The sequence below is a fragment of the Pontibacter toksunensis genome (assembly GCF_042686245.1).
GTDB classification, from domain to species: domain Bacteria; phylum Bacteroidota; class Bacteroidia; order Cytophagales; family Hymenobacteraceae; genus Pontibacter; species Pontibacter toksunensis.
In genome coordinates this window covers 1-20,645 of the sequence record NZ_JBHUOX010000014.1, presented here as the reverse complement: position 1 = coordinate 20,645, position 20,645 = coordinate 1, and the positions used below count along the sequence as shown (strand labels likewise).

The 20,645-nt window shown below is 47.8% G+C and carries 18 protein-coding genes and 1 tRNA gene; 10 read left to right on the top strand and 9 right to left on the bottom strand.

The window, feature by feature from the left end; all coding sequences use genetic code 11:
• Positions 1-19 precede the first annotated feature (19 nt).
• Both plsY and ACFS7Z_RS17350 read left to right on the top strand, forming a co-directional pair.
• Entirely contained in the window at positions 20-664 is a 645-nt protein-coding gene (gene plsY, locus ACFS7Z_RS17355) for a glycerol-3-phosphate 1-O-acyltransferase PlsY (RefSeq protein ID WP_377487273.1), read from the top strand.
• A gap of 89 nt (positions 665-753) precedes the next feature.
• Positions 754-2,133, top strand: a complete 1,380-nt coding sequence (locus ACFS7Z_RS17350) for a dipeptidase (protein WP_377487271.1) — start codon at positions 754-756, stop codon at positions 2,131-2,133.
• A 150-nt stretch (positions 2,134-2,283) separates the two neighbouring features.
• On the opposite strand, the gene ACFS7Z_RS17345 is transcribed toward ACFS7Z_RS17350, so the two are convergent.
• The 7 genes from ACFS7Z_RS17345 to ACFS7Z_RS17315 all read right to left on the bottom strand — a co-directional run bounded on the left by ACFS7Z_RS17345 (position 2,284) and on the right by ACFS7Z_RS17315 (position 10,728).
• Positions 2,284-2,949 carry a porin family protein gene (locus ACFS7Z_RS17345; protein WP_377487269.1) on the bottom strand — a complete coding sequence of 222 codons (666 nt, stop codon included), beginning with the start codon at positions 2,947-2,949 and terminating at the stop codon, positions 2,284-2,286.
• Between the two features lie 340 nt (positions 2,950-3,289).
• Positions 3,290-3,946 carry a porin family protein gene (locus ACFS7Z_RS17340; RefSeq protein WP_377487267.1) on the bottom strand — a complete coding sequence of 219 codons (657 nt, stop codon included), beginning with the start codon at positions 3,944-3,946 and terminating at the stop codon, positions 3,290-3,292.
• Positions 3,947-4,187: 241 nt separating this feature from the next.
• Positions 4,188-5,726: a YifB family Mg chelatase-like AAA ATPase gene (locus ACFS7Z_RS17335; protein ID WP_377487265.1), complete on the bottom strand. Its 1,539-nt coding sequence runs from the start codon at positions 5,724-5,726 to the stop codon at positions 4,188-4,190.
• Between the two features lie 226 nt (positions 5,727-5,952).
• Entirely contained in the window at positions 5,953-6,528 is a 576-nt protein-coding gene (gene lpcA, locus ACFS7Z_RS17330) for a D-sedoheptulose 7-phosphate isomerase (protein WP_377487263.1), read from the bottom strand.
• A 9-nt stretch (positions 6,529-6,537) separates the two neighbouring features.
• Entirely contained in the window at positions 6,538-6,879 is a 342-nt protein-coding gene (locus ACFS7Z_RS17325) for a hypothetical protein (RefSeq protein WP_377487261.1), read from the bottom strand.
• A gap of 94 nt (positions 6,880-6,973) precedes the next feature.
• The gene (locus ACFS7Z_RS17320; protein ID WP_377487259.1) at positions 6,974-8,812 is read right to left on the bottom strand and encodes an ABC transporter ATP-binding protein; all 1,839 of its coding nucleotides are present in this window, start codon (positions 8,810-8,812) and stop codon (positions 6,974-6,976) included.
• A gap of 239 nt (positions 8,813-9,051) precedes the next feature.
• A complete protein-coding gene (locus ACFS7Z_RS17315; protein ID WP_377487257.1) occupies positions 9,052-10,728 on the bottom strand; it encodes a hypothetical protein in 1,677 nt (558 codons plus the stop codon).
• 262 nt (positions 10,729-10,990) lie between these two features.
• On the opposite strand from ACFS7Z_RS17315, the gene upp reads away from it, so the two are divergent.
• Positions 10,991-11,647, top strand: a complete 657-nt coding sequence (gene upp, locus ACFS7Z_RS17310; RefSeq protein ID WP_377487255.1) for a uracil phosphoribosyltransferase — start codon at positions 10,991-10,993, stop codon at positions 11,645-11,647.
• Positions 11,648-11,827: 180 nt separating this feature from the next.
• Positions 11,828-12,274, top strand: a complete 447-nt coding sequence (locus tag ACFS7Z_RS17305) for a hypothetical protein (protein WP_377487253.1) — start codon at positions 11,828-11,830, stop codon at positions 12,272-12,274.
• A gap of 199 nt (positions 12,275-12,473) precedes the next feature.
• Here the strand turns inward: ACFS7Z_RS17305 and ACFS7Z_RS17300 are convergent, their stop codons facing one another.
• Positions 12,474-13,829, bottom strand: a complete 1,356-nt coding sequence (locus ACFS7Z_RS17300; protein ID WP_377487251.1) for a DEAD/DEAH box helicase — start codon at positions 13,827-13,829, stop codon at positions 12,474-12,476.
• A 79-nt stretch (positions 13,830-13,908) separates the two neighbouring features.
• Positions 13,909-14,964: an AI-2E family transporter gene (locus ACFS7Z_RS17295; RefSeq protein ID WP_377487249.1), complete on the bottom strand. Its 1,056-nt coding sequence runs from the start codon at positions 14,962-14,964 to the stop codon at positions 13,909-13,911.
• Between the two features lie 269 nt (positions 14,965-15,233).
• Between ACFS7Z_RS17295 and ACFS7Z_RS17290 the strand changes: the two genes are divergently transcribed.
• From ACFS7Z_RS17290 to ACFS7Z_RS17265, 6 genes are all read left to right on the top strand, one after another.
• Complete coding sequence (locus ACFS7Z_RS17290; RefSeq protein WP_377487247.1) at positions 15,234-15,929, top strand: hypothetical protein; 696 nt, start codon at positions 15,234-15,236, stop codon at positions 15,927-15,929.
• 39 nt (positions 15,930-15,968) lie between these two features.
• Positions 15,969-17,303 carry a dihydroorotase gene (locus tag ACFS7Z_RS17285; RefSeq protein WP_377487245.1) on the top strand — a complete coding sequence of 445 codons (1,335 nt, stop codon included), beginning with the start codon at positions 15,969-15,971 and terminating at the stop codon, positions 17,301-17,303.
• Between the two features lie 155 nt (positions 17,304-17,458).
• A tRNA-His gene (locus ACFS7Z_RS17280) sits at positions 17,459-17,535 on the top strand.
• A gap of 273 nt (positions 17,536-17,808) precedes the next feature.
• Positions 17,809-18,732, top strand: a complete 924-nt coding sequence (locus ACFS7Z_RS17275) for a PfkB family carbohydrate kinase (protein ID WP_377487243.1) — start codon at positions 17,809-17,811, stop codon at positions 18,730-18,732.
• A 163-nt stretch (positions 18,733-18,895) separates the two neighbouring features.
• Positions 18,896-19,114: a hypothetical protein gene (locus tag ACFS7Z_RS17270; protein ID WP_377487241.1), complete on the top strand. Its 219-nt coding sequence runs from the start codon at positions 18,896-18,898 to the stop codon at positions 19,112-19,114.
• A gap of 160 nt (positions 19,115-19,274) precedes the next feature.
• Positions 19,275-20,489 carry an NAD(P)/FAD-dependent oxidoreductase gene (locus ACFS7Z_RS17265; RefSeq protein ID WP_377487239.1) on the top strand — a complete coding sequence of 405 codons (1,215 nt, stop codon included), beginning with the start codon at positions 19,275-19,277 and terminating at the stop codon, positions 20,487-20,489.
• Positions 20,490-20,645 lie beyond the last annotated feature (156 nt).

Sequence of the window (20,645 nt, the reverse complement as noted above, 5' to 3'; positions counted from 1 at the left end):
AGGGTAAAACGGATAATTTATGGATATACTTCTGATAGCTGTACTTTTTGTAGCGGCATACCTTATTGGCTCCATTTCAACGGCAGTCTGGATCGGAAAAGCCTATTATGGCATCGACATCCGGAAGCACGGCAGTGGAAATTCAGGTGCCACCAACACCTTCCGGGTGCTGGGCAAGAAGCCAGGTACAGTTGTCATGCTCATCGATATCTTTAAAGGCTGGACTGCCACTTCACTGGCAGGCTTCCTCATTATTTTTGATGTAGTGGCACCGGAGAACCTGGTCATCTACCAACTTATAATGGGAGCCTTGGGTGTGCTGGGGCATATTTTCCCGATATACGAACGCTTCAAAGGCGGTAAGGGCGTAGCTACCTTGCTGGGTATGATGCTGGCAATAGAACCGGTGGTCGCGCTGATGTGTATTGCCATCTTTGTCATCGTGCTGTTCACTTCCAGGTATGTATCCCTCGGCTCTATAATTGCGGCACTGGCTTTCCCTTTACTGTTGCTCCTGCCACGGTTCCACCCTGAGAATCCTATCCTGATTATATTCGGGTTTATCTTGTTTGCCGTTGTGGCGCTCACGCACCGTAAAAACATCAACCGCCTGATTGCAGGGGAGGAGAGTAAGGCAAACATCACGTTGGGGCGCAAGCGCTAACATCTTTTTAACAGAATAACAAAAGCCATCCTGCCACGCAAGGATGGCTTTTTTGTAAAATATATCAAACCAATCTATCCTGATAAACTATGAACAAATACATCAACGAAAACAAAGACCGCTTTATAAACGAACTGCTGGACATGCTGCGCATTCCGTCGGTAAGTGCTGACCCAAAGTTTAAGGAGGATGTGCTGCGCACGGCAGAGTTTGTGAAGCTGCGACTACAAGAGGCAGGCGCTGATCATGTGGAGCTGTACCCTACTGCAGGCAACCCGATTGTGTACGGAGAGAAAATGGTAGATCCCAGCCTGCCAACCGTAATCGTGTATGGACATTATGATGTGCAGCCGGCGGACCCTTACGAACTGTGGACCTCTCCTCCCTTTGAGCCGGTGATAAAAGACGGGAAAATCTATGCCCGCGGGGCCTGCGATGATAAAGGGCAGATGTACATGCACGTGAAGGCTTTTGAAACAATGATACAAACCGGCACACTCGCCTGCAACGTAAAGTTCATGATTGAAGGCGAGGAGGAAGTAGGCTCTACCAACCTGGCTACCTTTGTAAAAGAGAACAAAGACAGATTACAAGGTGATGTCATTCTGATATCCGACACAGGTATGTTAGGCAACGATACACCTTCTATTACCACGGGCCTTCGGGGCCTTAGCTATGTGGAAGTGGAAGTAACAGGCCCTAACCGCGACCTGCACTCTGGCTTGTATGGCGGTGCGGTAGCAAACCCTATTAACATCCTGTGCCAGATGATAGCCTCGCTGCACGATGAGAACAACCACATCACCATACCGGGCTTTTATGACAGTGTGCAGGAGCTAAGCCAGGAGGAGCGTGCTGAAATGGCCCGTGCCCCTTTTAGCCTGGAGAAGTATAAGAAGGCATTGGACCTAGGTGATGTACACGGGGAGGAAGGGTATGTTACGATGGAGCGAAATTCCATACGGCCTACGCTGGACGTAAACGGCATTTGGGGTGGCTATACCGGGGAAGGCGCTAAAACAGTAATTGCCTCTAAAGCCTATGCTAAGATATCAATGCGTCTCGTGCCAAACCAGTCTTCGGAGGAAATAACAGAGAAGTTCAGGAAGCATTTCGAAAGCATAGCCCCGGAAAGTGTGAAGGTGGTTGTGAAGCCGCATCATGGCGGAGAGCCCGTAGTAACGCCAACTGATTCTGTGGCCTACCAGGCAGCATCCAAAGCCTACGAAGAGACCTTTGGCGTGAAGCCGATACCAGTGCGCAGCGGCGGTTCTATACCGATTGTAGCCATGTTTAAATCAGAGTTGGGTTTGGATTCTGTTCTGATGGGTTTTGGCCTGGATACAGATGCGATTCATTCTCCGAACGAGCACTTCGGCGTGTTCAACTTCATGAAAGGTATCGAAACTATTCCGCTGTTCTACAAGCACTTCGCGGAAATGAAAAAGGAAGAGCCTGGTGCCAGGTAAGAAATAAAAGCTTGTCTTCTTTACTAGGTTTTAACTGAATGGCGCCTATAAAGCTAAAACTAGTTTGTAGCTACTGAAGCCGCTATAAAAAAGCTAGCCTCACCCAATGGGTGAGGCTAGCTTAAATGTGTGTTTTTGAAAATCAGTGGCTTATCTGCCACCGAACGTAAAGCCTACGGTTGCCATAATTGTAGAATGACGGGCATTTGTCAAATCACCTTCGAAGTAATCTTCAGGATTTTTGTTAACAAAGTCCGTCAGGCTGCCATTGTAACGTACGCCAAGGCTGATACCGCTGCTTGTTGCAAAGCCCACACCTGCTGCATACCCAACCTCAAATCTTCTCAACCCATCAATATCGCGTTCTTTTGTAGAAGATGAATAAGGATCGCCGTTCAGTGATTCTTTAGTCTTATTGTTTACGCTGAGCAGGTAAGATGCCTGCGGGCCAGCCTCGAAGTATATAGGACCAGCCTTTATTTTAGCTAGTACCGGTAAATCGATATAGTTGTAATTTATATTACCTTCTCTTCTAAAAGTGCTGCCCGTTGGGAGAGTAATTTCTGAATCTCGGTACTTAAAGCCTTTTGTGGAATAAAGTAACTCTGGCTGTATAAAGAAGAAATTGTCAATTACATCGATACCATAAGTTACACCACCATGAAAGCCGATTTTATTCTCATACCGAGACTCGTTTTTCAAGTCACCTTCGAGGTTAGAAAAATTAGCGCCACCTCTGATACCAAAACCAGACTGGGCCTGAGCTGCTGTAAATGTTACCAGCGCAAAAACAAAAATGGATAATAGCTTTTTCATAATCATAATTGGTTTGTTGTACACGCTCTAAGCGAACAGTATACGGGTTGTTAAATAAGTCTTTTTGTTGTGAATAGATAATTTGACAGGCTAACGCAGCTGATGTAAAATCAAAAGATATACACCTCTGCTTTACTGCCTGCTGCCTTTGCATGCATGCTACCAAGAGCATTACAACAAACAGGCCAAAGCATAGCAGTAAACTTATATATTAAAGAAAAGTATGTGTAAGAGCTGTATCTGAGGGTAAACAGTAGCTAAGATGAGGGTAAGAATAAAAAAGCCCGGCTAAAGGACGGGCTTCTGGTTTTCATAGTTTCATGTTGTACTAAGGCGGGTTTTATTCTATTTCTGTTTCTGTGTCAAGTTCGGTGTCTGTTTCTACTTCAGTTTCAACTGGCGCTCGTTCTTTGCTTGGTAGCAGGAAGCTTACTGTTAGCATAAACCAGTTGCTGCGTATGTTTTGTATGTCGTCATTATTATTGATGTTAGATATTTCGCCGTTGTAACGCACCCCTATACTCAGCCCAAGTGGAGTAGCAGCAAGCCCGACACCCGCTACATAGCTAAAGCTGCCACGCCTCAGAAGCTGATCTGGCTTGTACAGGTACACCGGATCATCTGCATCTGAATTTATTTCTTCTTTTATCCTGAAAGATAACTGCGGCCCACCCTCAAAGTAAAGAGGGCCTGCGTTGATACGGGCTAAAACAGGCAGGTCAATATAATCCAGCCTTACTTTGAAACCAGTTGCTTCGTACTCAGCACCTTTCTGAGAGTAAAGTATCTCTGGGTGTATCGTCAGGAAAGTATCAGGCGTTACATAAAACTGCGATGTAATACCGGCGTGAAACCCGAATACCCTGTCCAGGTTATCAACGTTGTCGCCGGATATGCCAGAGTAGTTAGCTCCAGCCCGCACTCCAAATCTTGGTTGTGCCTGTGCGGCAACAATAGTGACTATTACAAATGCAAAAAAAACAAAAAACTTCTTCATTCACTTACTCGTTTAGCTCGTTCGTGAAAACACTGGATACAAAAAATCCTGCCATAATTACAATGTTCTGGCCTGATGTAAAGCTATTACGCAGTGAGTTTGGAAAGGTCTATACCTGTGTGCTGTTTTTGGTAATGTGTATGTTCAGGTAAGGTAACCCCAATAAAGCCTTAGTAAAGGAAAGAGCGGCAGTCATTAATGACTGCCGCACCTGTTAACCGGTACAATTCAGATTTGTGGTTTAGCCCGCCCAGCCTTCTCTGTCGAGGCTACGGTACTGAATAGCCTCTGCTAAGTGTTCAATTTTAATGGTATCGCTCCCGGCGAGGTCTGCAATAGTCCTGCTCACTTTCAGGATTCGGTCGTAGGCGCGGGCCGAGAGGCCAAGCCGTTCCATAGCTGTTTTTAAAAGCGTGCGGCCAGCCTCATTGATCTGGCATAATTCCTTTACCATCTGGGAGGGCATCATGGCATTGGAGTGTACCAGTGGCGTCTCTTTAAAGCGCTTTGTCTGCAGTTTGCGTGCCTGCTCCACCCGTTCCCGCACAGAGGCGCTGTCTTCTGACTTACGTGTGGCCGTCATCTCATCAAATGTAACCGGCGTTACCTCCACGTGCAGGTCAATGCGGTCTAACAGGGGGCCGCTCACCTTGTTCAGGTAGCGCTGCACCACACCCGGGCCGCACACACATTCTTTTTCCGGATGGTTGTAATAGCCGCAGGGGCACGGGTTCATGCTGGCCACCAGCATAAAGTTAGCCGGGAAATCCAGGGAAGTTCTGGCGCGGGAAATCGTGACACGCCGCTCCTCCAGGGGCTGCCGCATGACCTCCAGCACCGTGCGCTTGAATTCAGGCAACTCATCCAAAAACAATACCCCGTTATGCGCAAGCGATATTTCACCGGGCTGCGGAATGCCGCCTCCGCCCACCAAAGCTACATCGGATATAGTATGGTGCGGCGAGCGGTAAGGGCGCGTTGTCAGCAAAGAAGCTGCTTCGCCCAGTTTACCCGCTACAGAATGTATCTTGGTCGTCTCCAGTGCCTCGTGCATCGAGAGAGGCGGCATGATGGATGGCAGGCGCTTGGCCAGCATCGTTTTGCCGGCACCCGGAGGGCCGATCATGATGACATTATGGCCTCCTGCTGCGGCAATCTCTAGCGCGCGCTTAATGTTCTCCTGCCCCTGCACATCGGCAAAATCGGCAGCGTATTGATTGACCTTGTTCTGGAAAACATCTCTCGTGTCAATTACCACAGGCTTTATCTCGCGCTTCCCGTCCAGGAACTCTATAGCCTCTAATATATTATTTACACCAATCACATCGAGGTTATTCACAATAGCAGCCTCTGTTGTGTTTTGGGCAGGTAGTATAATGCCCTTGAAGTTTTCTTTCCGGGCCTGTATGGCAATAGGCAACACACCCTTGATTGGGCGCAGCGAACCATCCAGCGACAGTTCCCCCATTATCATGTACTGCGGCAACTTATCGGTGGCCATCTGCCCGGAGGCAGCCATCATGCCCATAGCAATCGTCAGGTCGTAGGCAGCACCCTCTTTCCGGATATCGGCAGGAGCCATGTTGATAACCACCTTCTGCCGGGGGATCTTAAAGTTGAACTGTTTCAGCGCGGACTCAATACGTTGCTCGCCTTCTTTTACTGCATTGTCAGGCAGCCCTACCAGAAAATACTTTGTGCCGGCACTGACATTTACTTCTATGGTGATCGTGTATGCATTCACGCCCTGAACGGCGCCTCCGAAGGTTTTGACGAGCATGTATTACCTCTTTAAAAGATATAATTTTATGAAGACTACGAGGCGGAACACGAAGTAGGTTCAATTGATTCCGAATCAGCTGGAAACCTGAAAGCAGCGGGACGTATCCATGTGGTTAGGGGAATGGTAATGCATGGTGCGTAGCCCGATAGAAGTATGCGAAAAAAGGCCACAGCTTAGTTAAGTGTGGCCTTTGGTACGTGCACAGCTGAATTATGAAGCAGGATCAGGTCAGCTTCTGCTCCAGCAGCAGTATCAGGATATGGATGACTTTAATATGTACTTCCTGCACACGGTCAGCGTAGCCTGAATGTGCTACGCGTACCTCTACATCGCAGAGCGGGGCCAATTTGCCGCCATCCTTGCCTGTCAGGCCTACTACTTTCATGCCTTTTGCTCTGGCAGCCTCTACGGCTTTGATGATGTTGCCGGAGTTGCCGCTGGTGCTGATGGCCAGGAGCACGTCGCCAGAGTTTCCGAGTGCCTCCAGGTAGCGGGAGAAAATGGCATCATAGCCATAGTCGTTGCTCACGCAGCTCATGTGGCTCTGGTCTGAGATGGCGATGGCAGGAAGGGCGCGGCGGTCGTTGCGGTAACGGCCCGTCAATTCCTCAGCAAAGTGCATGGCATCGCACATAGAGCCGCCGTTGCCGCAGCTCAGTATTTTGCCGCCGTTGCTTATTCCTTCGGCCATTACGTTGGCTGCCGCCTCAATAGATGCAATGTTATCTGTGTCAGACAGAAAGGCGGTGAGCACTTCCTGTGCCTGCGTCAGTTCTGCCAGTATCGTAGTGGATGTCATTGTGGTGCGTTAGTTCGGTATTTCAGCTTCCTCCTCAGAGTAACTGCCTTTGTTTCTGTTGCTTCTGAATGCCTGGCGCTTTTCGTAAAGGTCGGCTTTTAGATTGTTGATTGTTAACTGTGCCCGGTGGCGGTCATATTTAAAGGCGGCAATGTGCAGATGGTTGGCCAGTAGCCTGACCAGCATCAGCAAAATGCCTGCGGAGACTAAGATTTTATAAAGTATGAGTGCCTGGTTTTCCGAGTCGATTGCAAAAATGGTGTTTTCGTCGAGTACAGAGGTTAACAGAAGTACGATGAAAATCGTGTAGACCAATACAGATAAATCAAGAATTGCTTGTAGTGCCTTCATGCTTTTAGCTGGTTTGGGTGCGACAATAAATTTCTTAAAATTAAGAATAAAATATTGCTTTCCCCTAAAACAGGCTCCTAAACCCCCAGTACGCCTAAGCCGTTAGTTGCATCTGCGTAAGCCTGGCGTATAAGCCACTATGCTGCTGCAGTTCGTCGTGAGTACCCCGCTCTACTATCCTGCCCTGCTGCAGCACCAGTATTTCATCGGCATGCTGTATCGTGCTCAAGCGGTGTGCAATCACAATAGAAGTTCTGTTTCGCATCAGGTTCGTGAGCGCCTCCTGCACCAGTTTCTCGGATTCTGTATCGAGCGCGGAGGTAGCCTCATCTAAAATAAGGATTGGCGGGTTTTTAAGGATGGCCCTGGCAATGCTCAGGCGCTGCCGCTGCCCGCCCGAAAGCTTGCTGCCACGGTCCCCGATGGTCGTTTGGTAGCCGTTCTCTGAGGTGATGATGAATTCATGGGCATTGGCAATCTTCGCGGCAGCTATTACTTCTTCCTCTGTCGCATCTACTTTGTTGAAGGCGATGTTGTTGAAGATGGTGTCGTTGAAGAGGATGGACTCCTGCGTTACCACCCCTATTTTATCGCGCACCGACTCCATGGTATAATCCCGGATGTCGTGGCCATCAATAAAAATAGCTCCTGCAGTTGGATCGTAGAAGCGGGGTATCAGGTCAGCAAGGGTAGACTTACCTCCACCAGAAGGGCCTACTAGCGCCACAGTCTTTCCTTTTTCGATGGTGAAGCTAATGTCCTGCAGCACGTGCTTATCGCCATAGCCGAAGCTTACCCGCTTAAACTCTATCTGGTGCTCAAACTCGGGTAGCGCCTTTGCATCCGGCTTATTCACCACGTTTGGTTGGGTATCAATTACCTGCAGCACCCTGTCTCCAGACACGAGGCCCCGCTGTATGTTACTGAAAGAAGCCGACATGGCTTTTGCTGGCACCAACACCTGCGAGAAAAGTATGATATAAGCGATAAATTCTGCCGGCTGCAGCTCCGATTGCTGGCTCAGCACCAGGTTTCCGCCATAGTACAGCAAGCCTGCTACCACCGTTACCCCCAGAAACTCAGAAAGCGGCGAAGCAAGGTCACGCTTGTTGGCGATGGAGCGCTGGATACGGGCATAGCGGCTATTCTGATCATGGAATTTGCTGAGTATGAATGGCTCTGCGTTAAAAGCCTTCACCACCCGCATGCCGCTCAATGTTTCATCTATAATGGTCAGAATAAAGCTAAGGGAACTCTGGCCTTCCTTTGCTTTGCGCTTCAGCCGCTTCGATATACCTGCAATCACGCCTCCTGATAAAGGAAGCAGGATAAGTGTAAATAGCGTCAGTTTTACTGACATGGTAAACAGAACGGCAAAATAAGCAATGATAGAGATAGGCTCCCTGATAACTACGGTTAGTGTATTCACAACGGAGTTCTCTACCTCCTGTATGTCCACTGTCAGGCGGGTCATCAGGTCTCCCTTTCGCTCATTCGAAAAGTAGCCCAGGTGCAACTCTGTCACGCGCTGGTAGATGGCGTGGCGCATTTTCTTAACCACATGCGCCCGCAGCGTCCCCACAATCCGGAAAGCCAGGTAGCGGAACAGGTTCGCCATGAAAATAGATATCACCACCACTATACACACGAACAATAGCGCCCCCTGGCGCCCTTCCTGCAGAATGACCTGCCCGAAGTAATAGTTAAAGAAATCAGAGAAGAAATCGATGCTAAGGGAGAACTCCGGCCTTTGCGTCACCATGGTAGCTGCATCGTCGGTGCCTACCTGGGCGAACAGGACGTTCAACAACGGGATGATCAGTGCAAAATTGAAAATGCCGAAGATAATACCCAGAATGGTGTATATAGAATAAAGGGGCACAAACCGGCTATAGGGCTTGGCAAACTGAAGTATGCGAAGGTAGGTCTTCATGCTGTTATAGGTTGTTGCCTGCCGCTTCTACTGCACCATGCCTTTTTAACTGGCGGGCAACTTATATACTAACACCTGATGGTGTTAAACAATGATTTAGAGATAATTATGCGCTGGCGCAGGCAGTTTGATGTTGCTCTAACCGCCGCAAAGATACTTATTAAAAGATAGAAAGGATAAAAATGCAAAAGGCAGAAAGTTACCTCTCTGCCTTTTGCATTACTGTTTATAAAATTCCCTTAAAACTCATGCAAGCGCTGTGGAATATTCCAACGGAAGGCAAAGGAGGTAAAGTAGGTGTTGCGGTCTAGTGCGTTTACTTCAGTATCGGTGCGGCGCACGATCTGCTTCAGGTCCAGGAACATGTTGTGGCGCAGCTGGAACGTAGCCGTCAGGTCGAGGTGCACCTGGTTGGTAGTGACGCCCTGGCCAATCTCGTTGCCATAGGTAGAAACCCGGTCAAAATAAGACAGGTTAACATTGCCGCCATAGTTCAACGTATCTGTGGCAGTTACAATATCCTGCCCAAAGCGGGTGGCAATGGCCTTACCCGTCAGGTTCAGGCGAGGGATTGGCTGGTAGTTTATAATTCCTATCAACTCGTACAGGTTCGCCCCAATAGGGTGCGCCAGCGGCTGCCTGTAGTGCTGGTAATTCCTGAACTGGTCCATGTGCTGATAAGTGAACGGACGTATGATGTTGACCTCGCCCTGCAGATCAAGGTTGTTCAGACCAAAAGCATCAATGTATTTAGCGCCAACCTGGCCTGCCTGCTTATTAGCCCACCAGCCATTCGATGCTCTGACCTCGCTTAGCAGGAACTCATCCAGCACCAGTTGCCCATACAGCTGCACGCGGTTCAGTATATTCCAGCGGAAATCAGCTCCCAGCATGGCGTTGTCTTCGCTGCCGATGCTTTGTTCTACGCTTCTATAAAAAATAATGGGATTCAGGTACTGTAGTTCAAACCTGCCTTTGCCGCGGGAGAAAACCACCTGCTCAAACAAGCCTATATTCAGGTTGTCGGTTACGTTGAGGCCCAGGCGGTGTAGTGCAATGTACTTCTTTGGAAATAGAATATCACCACCACCCCGCTTATACTCAGAAATGAGCTCCTGGAACAGGTTCATGTAGTGCAGCCGCCATACTTTAGTGTTCAGCTTCAGGAAAAAAGCAGGGGGAGCAAAGTCAGAGTAAACGAGAGAGCGGTAGCCATCTCCTATAAAATGGCGATCGTGCCCCAGTTGTATTGCCACATGCTTGGAAAGGGCGTAGCTCAGGTATCCTCTTGCCGTGAGGAAGTCATAGCCATCTCCTTTAAACCTTTTCCATAGTCCTTCATGAGGTACCACGCCATCCCGTTGAATACGGTCTACCACGTAGCCGGGGAAGCGGGCCTGATTCTCACCGATAAAGGTATAGAAGCCGAACTTCTCGTCTATAGTGCCCTCTATCTGCACACCCCGGGTGTTGATGTAGCGCGCACCGTCCGTCAGGTTGTCAAGGCCTAACTCCAGGTGCAGCACCGGGTTTACGCGAAGGGAAAAGTTCTCACCTTCATAGCTGTACAGGTCGGTCTTGTTTTGGTAGAAGTAATTCAGAATAGGCTTTCTGCTGAAGTTGTCCTCCATGTTGGTGAAGTTCCAGTTGTCGTTCAGCAGGTACTGTGTGTTAAACTGGTCTACTGCTGTGGTAGCATTGCGGGCGCTCACCTCTGCCAGGTCTGCTACGTCCTGACGGCTGTACGGCCGCACGGCCGTGTGTAGCTGCGGTACCTGGTCGCCGTACTTTATTTGGTAACGGTCTATCCAATGGTACACATCCTGGTTAAGGGGCACATACACGTCCTGCGCCTGTGCTGCAGACCCAGCGGCAAGTGTCAGGCCCAAAGCACAAAGAATACGTTTCGTGAGCATAAAGCTGTTCGGGAAAATCAGTAAATTAAAAAGCGAATGTACTGTTTTGTGCCCGATTTTGTTGAAGAACAACCAGACTTTATACTTTAACTACAACAGGTGCGGTATAAAAGCGTGCTTTGTTGCATTTTCTTCTGCATTCTGAAGTAAGTTATACCTATAGGTAGCAGGCTGACTTTGCGGCGAAAATAGACTCCTGTTTTGGCAGAACGGCTATACCTTGCGTATCTTTAAAGGAACAACATAAGCCACAGCATTTCTCATGGAAAACAGCAACATCCATATTTTAACCCAAACGCCTTCTTTAGCTAATCACTTCATTGCCGAGTTACGTGATGTAAAAGTGCACGGAGACAGCCTGCGTTTCCGGCGCAACCTGGAGCGATTGGGAGAGTTGTTGGCTTATGAAATCTCTAAAAAGCTGCCCTATACAGCTGAAACGCTTACCACACCGCTCGCTGATACACAAACCATGCTGCTGGCTGAGCAGCCGGTGCTGGCAACTATTCTGCGTGCCGGCCTGCCGCTGTACAACGGTATGCTGAACTATTTCGATAGAGCTTACAGTACGTTTGTAGGTGCTTACCGTGTGGAGGAAGAGAATACAGAATTGCAGATCAATATGGAGTACCTGGCCTCCACAAACCTGCATGATAAAATCTTAATCCTGGCAGACCCCATGCTGGCGACAGGGCGTTCTCTGGTAAAGTCTTATAAAGGAATGCTGCGCCATGGCGAGCCGAAGCAGGTGCACGTTGCTGCCGCTATCGCCTCCCCCGAAGGAGTGGCCTATGTGCAAAAGGAAATGCCAGAGGCCCTGCTTTGGCTGGGTGCCTTAGATGATCACCTGAACGAGCGCTTCTACATAGTGCCTGGCTTGGGCGATGCCGGTGACCTGGCTTTCGGTCCTAAGATTTAACCTGAACTTTTGCCAGTACTTGGCTGTTACTCACAACCTGCACAAAGCATTCTATTTTAAGGGGTTATCTTATTGAAGTTATTAGAATTGTTATGCGAATGTAGTTTCTTTCATGCGTATACAGTAGTCTTAGTACTTATTCGTTACATTAGAATGCAATTTTAGCCCTTGAACGTGTTAGTGAACCTATTAAAATATCTTTCTGTGTATCTGGTTAGTATGGTGAAGTTCTTCGCAGGACCACTAACCGGAATATCGCTGGGCCTGTCTTATTTGGAGACGGCGCTGCTGACAGTGGCGGGTATGATGACGAGCGTTATCATCTTTTCTATTATTGGCAAAGCTGTGTCGGAATGGTATTCCAGGCGCCAACGTGCAAAGCAGAAGCCCCGCTTTACTTCAAAAAACCGCCGTATTGTGAAGGTATGGACAAATTTTGGCGTGACTGGAGTAGCTTTTCTTACGCCAATCCTGCTCACGCCCATTTTCGGAACCATAGTGGCTGCCTTGTTGGGAGCGCCACGCAAACACATTTTCGTTCACATGCTCTGGAGCTCTGCTTTCTGGAGTGCCACCCTCACCCTGATGGTCTTCGAGTTCGGTGATGTAGTGGCGAAGTATCTTTAGTATTCAGGTAGGTTTGAATAGACGAAGGAGGCTGTTACGCCTCCTTTTTTGTTAGTGTCAAAAGGTGCTTAGCACGCACTGTTTTTATGCCCAGTCCAACCATCCCTAACCCCTCCTTGTCTAAGGAGGGGGACTTTTTACCCGAGCTTCTGTTAGCTATATCTCCGTAGCAGCTTAAGCGCGGGATGGTGATGAGGGTTTACTTCTTCTTACTTCCCTTCTTTTTCGTCTTTTTCCAGAAGGATGCCTTTGGATCTCCTTTACTTGGTTTGGGCTTGCCTTTCGGAATTCCCTTCTTTTCGTGGAAAGCACCTTTAAAATCCGGGTTCTCCTGGCGCTTCAGGTGGTCAATGGCTTTTGCTATTTCCTGCTGCTCTTCGAAAGGAGTCTTGAATACTTCTACTTCTGCTGGTAAAGGCAGCTCCGGAATCTGCATCCTTATCAGTTTCTCTATTTTGCGGATGTGGTACATCTCTGCTTCGTTAGCAAACGTAATCGCGGCGCCTTCATTTTCGGCGCGACCAGTGCGGCCAATGCGGTGCACATAATCCTCGTACACAAACGGCACGTCAAAATTTATCACGTGGCTCACCATGGTCACATCTATACCCCGGGCTGCCACATCTGTGGCTACCAGAAAGCGTACTTCGCCGCCCTTGAATGCCTCCATTGAATTGATGCGGGTATTCTGGCCTTTGTTGCCGTGTATAGCCCGCACTTCACCATAATTTCGGTGCTCTATAAACTTAGACACGCTTTCCGCATTCTTCTTACTCCTGGTGAAGATAATGACACGGTTCAGCTTTTCTTCATCCTGAATCAGGTGCTCGAGCATGGCAATTTTGGTGCGCAGGTTCGGCACCTGGTACATTACCTGTGTTACCGTTTCTACCGGCGTAGCCTGTGGCGTTACCTCCACACGTGTCGGGTATTCCAGGAACTCCTCCGAGAGTTCTACTACCTTGTCTGGCATGGTGGCCGAGAACAGAAGGTTCTGGCGCTTGCGCGGAATTACCTCCAGTATCTGGCGTATCTGCGGCATAAAGCCCATGTCCATCATTTTGTCAGCCTCATCCAGTATTAGTGTTTTCAGCTCCTTCAGAATCAGTTCGCCTTTCAGGTAAAGCTCCATCAGGCGCTTGGGCGTGGCCACAACAATATCAAGCCCCTGGTTGATGATCTCTATCTGTGTTTTGGGACCCAGTCCGCCATAGATGGCGGTGTAGCGTAAATCCGTGTATTTAGCCAGCAGGGCAATACTTTCCTCTATCTGCATAGCCAGCTCACGGGTAGGGGCTATAATAACCGCTCGTGGATTCATGCCTTGTGCATACTTTACCTTCATGAGGAGGGGCAGGAGATAAGCAGCCGTTTTGCCTGTGCCTGTCTGGGCGATGCCTAGGATATCCTGGCCCGCCATAATCAGCGGGATGGCTTGTTGCTGAATGGGAGTTGGTTTTTCATAACCAGCTTCTTCAATGGCATTCAGCAGTTGTTTATTCAGCTTAAAATCTTCGAATGTGGTAATCTCTTTTTCTGCTTCTTCTTCTGCCATGGTTATGCTACTTACTTTCTGTTAATGTACAAAGGTACGGTAATTAAATGGCTGGGAGGCAAGGAAGGTCCAGATTAGGTCACCCGTACTCCTCATCCCCATCCTTCCCGAGAACAAAGCCAAAAGGCCTGAGCCTGTCTATGTTGTCGAAAATAACTTTTGCGATGCCCAGGTAAGGAACAAACAGAATCATGCCCGCTATACCCCAGATTGCGCTGCCTAGCAACAGCACCATGAGCGTAGCCATTGGGTTGAGTTTTACTTTTGCACCCGTAATGTTGGGGGTGAGAATATAACTCTCCACTTGCTGCACCACCAGAAAGAAGATGGCTACAACAGCCGGCGTCCACAGTGAATCTCTGGTTAACAAGGCAAACAACACCGGAATCAGACTTCCTGCAATAGAGCCGAGGTACGGGATAATGTTCAGGAGGCCGGCCACTAGCCCAAACAGCAGGGCATGATCAATACCAATCACCATCAGCCCAACTGTGTTTATTATGGTGAGGATGAAGACGACCAGAAAAACTCCTGAGATGTAGGAACTGGCGACAGTCGTGATTTTGCTTACCATCTCATGTGCGTTGGCATCATAGCTGTCGGTGAGGCGCGATATGAAGTTCTTTAGCTTTTTCCTGTAGAGAAGAAACAGCAAGGTATAGCTCATCACAATAACAAAGCTTACCAGCATAGAACCTGCAAAAAGAAACAAGCTCCTGAGGTAGATACCCACAAACTGCAGAGAGCTTCTGAGGCTTCGCTGAATATATTCATTTTGCTCTTCCCGCGATACATTGAAATTCTCCTTCACGTACCGGTGTGCCTCATTAAGCAGTTCCGAAAGTTTGTAGTCAAGCCTTGGAAGGTCGTATGCCAGTGAGGTCAGTTGATCAACAAGGACTATAATGAGCAGTATGAGCAACACGACAACAGCCAGTACGCAGATAATGGCCGCAATGGTACGGTGTATGCCCCACTTCTCAAGCTTGCGGCAGGCGGGGGCAAGCAGCATGGCAAACAATCCTCCTATCGCGACAGGAACCATGAAGTCTTTGGCTAAATAAAGGGTACCGAAAAATAACAGCAGGGCCAGCAGCACCTGGTTAAATCGCCGGAGGGTAAAATGTTGCTCCATTTTCTGCTTTTAAAGAGTCTCCCGCTTATGTACTAAAGCTGTGGCTTATCTGTTACGGGACCTGTGCAGGTTGCTGCTGCTGAAGCTTTAGGGCTGTGGGTGAAACTATAGGTGTTGCACTTATACTGTTTTCTTGGAGTTAATTTAACTATCAAGTTCATCAATGACATTCATATATTGCTTGATAATTTATCACTCTTGAAAATGAGTTTACTACACTATGCAAAAAGAATAAAAGACTTATTATAACTTTCAAACATTGCAACATCATGGGAATAGCTGAATTAGCTAACACAATCATGCATGCTGTCTCAGATCCTAATTTACAAGAAATAGCTTCTGATATAGGTGATAAAGCTATAGAAAAATATACAGTTAACACACCATTGGAAGGAGTTGAGGGTGTGGGCTTATCCGCGAAAGTTGTCGACTACATCATAAATGTCAGGCAGCAAAGCTTTTTTCTAAAAATCTCAAGATTTCTATTTCAACTTGATGATATTTCTGAAAGTAAACGACTAGAGTTTCGAAAGCAGTTAGAAGAGAATCCAAAGTATAGGCAGAGAGTTGGTGAAGTTATAATTCTGACTTTAGAAAAAGCAGACAGGCTTGAAAAAGCGGACATTACAGGAATAGTAATGAAAGCAATGATAAATAGAAAGGTAGAAAGTAGTATGGGATTGCGATTAATTTCTATTGTCGATAGGGCTTTTCTGGATGATTTAGTTTGGCTCCACATATTTATCGAAAGAGACTCTATAACTAATAACGGAAATATTTTAGAAGCATATGTGTGTGAGCATCTTTTCGTTTTAGGATTAATTAGTTTTGGTGGAATAAATGGAGGGGATTTTTCTGGAGATTCTGGGGGTAACATATATAATCTGACAAGTGCTGGACGTGCTATGCTTGATATTGTATTCAAAGAAAAATTAATGCAGGTTATGGCATCAGATTTACAATAGCTGCTTTCAACCTACCGCTGCATCCCCTATCTTAGCAACATGAAAAGTACGCTTATAAAGAACGCACAGCTTGTTAACGAAGGAAGAACTGCCCTCACCGATGTGCTGATTAGAAACGGACGCATAGCACAGGTGGGCCAGAATATAACAGCCGAAGCCGACGAAACCATCGATGCCACCGGGCTGCACCTGCTGCCGGGCATTATTGACGACCAGGTGCATTTCCGGGAGCCAGGCCTCACACACAAGGCAACCATCAGCTCCGAAGCGAAAGCGGCTGTGGCAGGCGGCGTTACTTCGTTTATGGAGATGCCAAACACAGTTCCCAATGCGGTAACGCAGGAACTACTGGAGGACAAGTATAAGATTGCCGCTGAAACCTCGCTGGCAAACTACTCCTTCTTTATGGGCGCCACCAACGATAACCTGTCCGAGGTGCTGCTGACCAATCCGAACACGGTGTGCGGCATCAAAATATTTATGGGCTCCTCTACCGGCAACATGCTGGTGGACAACGAGGAGGCGCTGGAGCATATCTTTTCCAAAGCCAAGCTGCCTATTGCGGTGCACTGCGAGGATGAGCAGACCATCCGCGATAACATGGCGCTTTATGAAGAGAAGTATGGGGACGACATACCTGTAAAATGTCATCCGGAAATCAGGAACGAGGTGGCCTGCTTTAAATCTTCTTTTATGGCCGTGAAGCTGGCAGAAAAACACAATACCCGTCTGCACATCCTGCACATCTCCACCGAAGAAGAACTAAAGCTTTTCCGTAACGATATCCCGCTGGAGCAAAAGCGCATTACAGCAGAGTTGTGTGTGCACCACATGTGGTTCGACAAGGAAGATTACGATACCTTCGGATCACAGATAAAGTGTAATCCAGCCATAAAAGAGGCACGGCACAAAAAAGCGTTGCTTCAGGGGCTGCTGGACGATAAGCTGGACATTATTGCCACAGACCACGCGCCGCACCTATGGGAGGAGAAGCAGGGCAAGTACAAAAAAGCACCATCGGGCGTGCCGCTGGTGCAACACTCGCTGCAGATGATGCTGGAGTTTGTGCGGGAGGGCAAGCTGACGCTTGAGAAAGTAGTAGAGAAAATGTGCCATGCCCCAGCCATACTGTTCAATGTGCGGGAGCGCGGCTATATTAGGGAAGGGTATTGGGCAGACCTGGTGATGGTGGATTTAAATAAATCCTTTACCGTCAGCAAAGACAACATTTACTATAAGTGTAACTGGTCACCATTTGAGAACCATACCTTCCAGAGCACCATTACCCATACTTTTGTATCTGGGCACCTGGCTTATAACAACGGAGCTTTTGATGAAAGTAAGTTGGGAGAACGTTTGCTGTTCGACAGGTAGAAAGGACAGCAGGAGAGCAGGTAAATATTCAGGTACAATATATTTCTGATTTGTAGCAGCTTAACGTCCGGTGCCGATTTTAGAGGCAAAAAAATGCGCCAGGTTATTGCATTGTGTCATTTCCTCTGTATATTTGCACACTCAAACGAGACACGGTGGTTGTAGCTCAGTCGGTTAGAGCACCAGATTGTGATTCTGGGGGTCGTGGGTTCGAGCCCCATCTTCCACCCCAAGCCCTTGAAGCTAACTTCAAGGGCTTTTTTATTTCATTGCATGGCTAAATGGCTGTGTTGTTAAATTGTTGTATCTAGAATTGCTCAAAAGGCGGCAATTTAATGGTTTAGCAATTTAACCATAAAGCAATAAATGAGTTGTTGGTGAAAACACGCAACAACGGCGAAAGATTTCGCAGTAGGAATGGGAGAGATACAGCTAACGTTCTGTGGTAGCACGTCTTTCGGTCCTATTTATAATTTGTAATTAATAATTCATAAGTAATAAAAGTATGAGCTTAACAGTAGTAGGTTCAATGGCGTTTGATGCGCTGGAGACACCCTTCGGAAAAACAGATAAAATTGTAGGTGGTGCGGCCACGTATATCTCTTTGTCGGCTTCTTATTTTATAAAACCTGTGAATGTGGTATCTGTGGTAGGTGGTGACTTTGATCAGGACCACATCCAATTGATGCACCAGCGCAACATCAGCACCGAAGGCGTGCAGGTAAAGGAGAACGAGAAGTCTTTCTTCTGGTCTGGCCGCTATTTTAACGATATGAACAGCCGCGAAACGCTGGTAACAGAGCTAAACGTGCTGGGCGATTTCGATCCAATTATTCCAGATAGCTACCAGGGCTGTGAGTACCTGATGCTAGGCAATCTCGCGCCGCAGGTGCAGCGCACTGTTATTGAGCGCCTGAACGTGCGCCCGAAACTGGTGGTAATGGACACCATGAACTTCTGGATGGACATTGCACTGGATGCGCTGAAGGAAACCATCGCACTGGTAGATGTGCTTTCAATCAACGATGAAGAGGCGCGCCAGCTAAGCGGCGAGTACTCTTTGGTGAAGGCTGCCAAAGTGATTATGAAAATGGGACCTAGGTTCCTCATCATCAAAAAAGGCGAGCATGGTGCCTTGTTGTTCAACGAAGACAGAGTGTTCTTCGCGCCAGCTCTTCCTCTGGAAGATGTATTTGACCCAACCGGAGCCGGCGATACTTTTGCCGGTGGCTTCATTGGGTACATTGCCAGCACCGGCGACACCAGCTTTGATAATATGAAGCGTGCCGTAATATATGGCTCTGCTTTAGCGTCTTTCTGTGTAGAAAAATTTGGTACAGAGCGCTTGAAAAACCTGACACAGGAGGAGATAAACCAGCGCGTGCAGCGATTCGTGAACCTGGTGCAGTTCGACACTGTGCTGCAGTAGTTTAGCAGTAATTATACTTATTCAAAAGGGAGGTAAAATCTCCCTTTTTGCATTTTAGAAAGTTAGCCTTTCAGTAACTAGTTGCACTAGATTGTAACAAAATAGGCGGGATTGGCGTAAATATAGCTAAGTACTAAGAATGCCAATACAAGGAGACAAGACTATGAGCGAAGATAAAAATAATAATAAAGAGAGACTGCAGAAACAGTCTGAAGAAAATATTACTTCGAAAATTGAAAACAAACGACAGCAGGAAGGGTATACAGAAGACGTAGCCATTGACCCTGCTAAGAAAATTCAACAAACTGACGATTCTAAAGTACAGAACCCTAACCGCAATTTAGCACAAGGCGGTAACAACATGCCATACGATAAAAAGTAAGGCATTAAGAGCAAAATAAACACTATGGAAATATAGAAGGAGGACGGCCAATGAGGTCGTCCTCTTTTTTTGTGCCTTTAGGGTATGCAGCTGAGGCCGTAAATTCCTATCTTTCGTTTTGTTCTTACACTATTGCATGTACCAAACTGATATTTGCATCATGGGTGCGGGCCCTGGCGGCGCAACAGCAGCACTCCATCTCGCCAACAAAGGCATCCCATCCCTCCTGATAGATAAAGCTATATTTCCGCGCGATAAAGTGTGCGGGGATGCGCTGAGTGGCAAAGTGGTAAACGAGCTGCGGCGTATTGCATCGGAGTTACCAGCTTTGTTTAGCCAGCAGCAGGAGCAATTACCGTCCTGGGGAATCCATTTTATATCGCCTGGGGGGCAGCAGCTGAGCGTGCCATTCAAGTACAACTACAACAAAGTACAGGATTCTCCTGCAGGTTATATCTCCAAACGCATGCATTTCGATAATTTTCTGATAGAGCAGGTAAGGCAGCGCCCGGAGGTACAATTGTGGGAGGGAGTGGAACTGACGCAATACGAACGGCAGCAGGATGGCAGCTTTATACTTTCAGGCAAAGACGGGCAGCCGCTGGTACAGGCGAAGCTACTGATTGCAGCCAATGGTGCGCAGTCGGGGTTTGCGCGGCATGTGGCCCAACTGCAGCAGGAGCCGGAGCACTATTGCGCCGGCTTACGGGCTTATTACTATAACGTGGCGGCGCTGGATCAGGATAATTTTATTGAGCTGCACTTCTTCAAAGACTTCCTGCCGGGGTACTTCTGGATATTCCCGCTGCCAAACGGACATGCCAATGTGGGTGTGGGCATGTTGAGCAGCGCAGTGAGTAAAAAGAAAGTGAACCTGAAAAAAGAAATGCTCCGGATGATTGCTACGCACCCGGAACTGCAAAAGCGCTTCGCTAACGCTCAACTCATCGACGATATAAAAGGCTATGGACTGCCGCTAGGCTCCAAAAAGAGAAGCATCTCAGGCGACAACTATATGCTGGTAGGCGATGCCGGTGCTTTAATAGACCCTTTTACCGGAGAAGGCATCAGCAACGCTATGATAAGCGGGCGTTGGGCAGCAGAACAGGCAGCGGCCTGCCTGCAGGTGCAAAACTTTTCAGCCGCCTTTATGCAAAAGTATGATGCCGCCGTCTACAACCGCCTCTGGAAAGAACTGAAGCTAAGCCGGAAAATGCAGCAGTTGCTTAACTATCCCTGGCTCTTCAATCAGGTAGCATCAAAAGCCTCTAAAAACAAAGCACTGGCCGAAACCATCTCCTGCATGTTCAACGACCTAGACCTGCGTGAGCGCCTCAAGCAGCCGTCGTTTTACCTAAAGCTGCTTTTTAACTGATTGGACAGAGATATCCTACTTCAAAATTGGGTACTGTGTTTAAAGTAAGGCTGGCTTTATTGCCAATCTTTCAAGATTATAGTTATACAGGAAGTAACGTATAGCCAATCGGTGATTTTCCCATGATCTGGAGAAGGATAATGTCTTTCTCACCAG

Bases quoted from the DNA above. Each gene is read 5' to 3' on its own strand.
- plsY (WP_377487273.1), top strand. From the start codon at position 20: ATGGATATACTTCTGATAGCTGTACTTTTTGTAGCGGCATACCTTATT.
- ACFS7Z_RS17350 (WP_377487271.1), top strand. From the start codon at position 754: ATGAACAAATACATCAACGAAAACAAAGACCGCTTTATAAACGAACTG.
- ACFS7Z_RS17345 (WP_377487269.1), bottom strand. From the start codon at position 2,949: ATGAAAAAGCTATTATCCATTTTTGTTTTTGCGCTGGTAACATTTACA.
- ACFS7Z_RS17340 (WP_377487267.1), bottom strand. From the start codon at position 3,946: ATGAAGAAGTTTTTTGTTTTTTTTGCATTTGTAATAGTCACTATTGTT.
- ACFS7Z_RS17335 (WP_377487265.1), bottom strand. From the start codon at position 5,726: ATGCTCGTCAAAACCTTCGGAGGCGCCGTTCAGGGCGTGAATGCATAC.
- lpcA (WP_377487263.1), bottom strand. From the start codon at position 6,528: ATGACATCCACTACGATACTGGCAGAACTGACGCAGGCACAGGAAGTG.
- ACFS7Z_RS17325 (WP_377487261.1), bottom strand. From the start codon at position 6,879: ATGAAGGCACTACAAGCAATTCTTGATTTATCTGTATTGGTCTACACG.
- ACFS7Z_RS17320 (WP_377487259.1), bottom strand. From the start codon at position 8,812: ATGAAGACCTACCTTCGCATACTTCAGTTTGCCAAGCCCTATAGCCGG.
- ACFS7Z_RS17315 (WP_377487257.1), bottom strand. From the start codon at position 10,728: ATGCTCACGAAACGTATTCTTTGTGCTTTGGGCCTGACACTTGCCGCT.
- upp (WP_377487255.1), top strand. From the start codon at position 10,991: ATGGAAAACAGCAACATCCATATTTTAACCCAAACGCCTTCTTTAGCT.
- ACFS7Z_RS17300 (WP_377487251.1), bottom strand. From the start codon at position 13,829: ATGGCAGAAGAAGAAGCAGAAAAAGAGATTACCACATTCGAAGATTTT.
- ACFS7Z_RS17295 (WP_377487249.1), bottom strand. From the start codon at position 14,964: ATGGAGCAACATTTTACCCTCCGGCGATTTAACCAGGTGCTGCTGGCC.
- ACFS7Z_RS17290 (WP_377487247.1), top strand. From the start codon at position 15,234: ATGGGAATAGCTGAATTAGCTAACACAATCATGCATGCTGTCTCAGAT.
- ACFS7Z_RS17285 (WP_377487245.1), top strand. From the start codon at position 15,969: ATGAAAAGTACGCTTATAAAGAACGCACAGCTTGTTAACGAAGGAAGA.
- ACFS7Z_RS17275 (WP_377487243.1), top strand. From the start codon at position 17,809: ATGAGCTTAACAGTAGTAGGTTCAATGGCGTTTGATGCGCTGGAGACA.
- ACFS7Z_RS17270 (WP_377487241.1), top strand. From the start codon at position 18,896: ATGAGCGAAGATAAAAATAATAATAAAGAGAGACTGCAGAAACAGTCT.
- ACFS7Z_RS17265 (WP_377487239.1), top strand. From the start codon at position 19,275: ATGGGTGCGGGCCCTGGCGGCGCAACAGCAGCACTCCATCTCGCCAAC.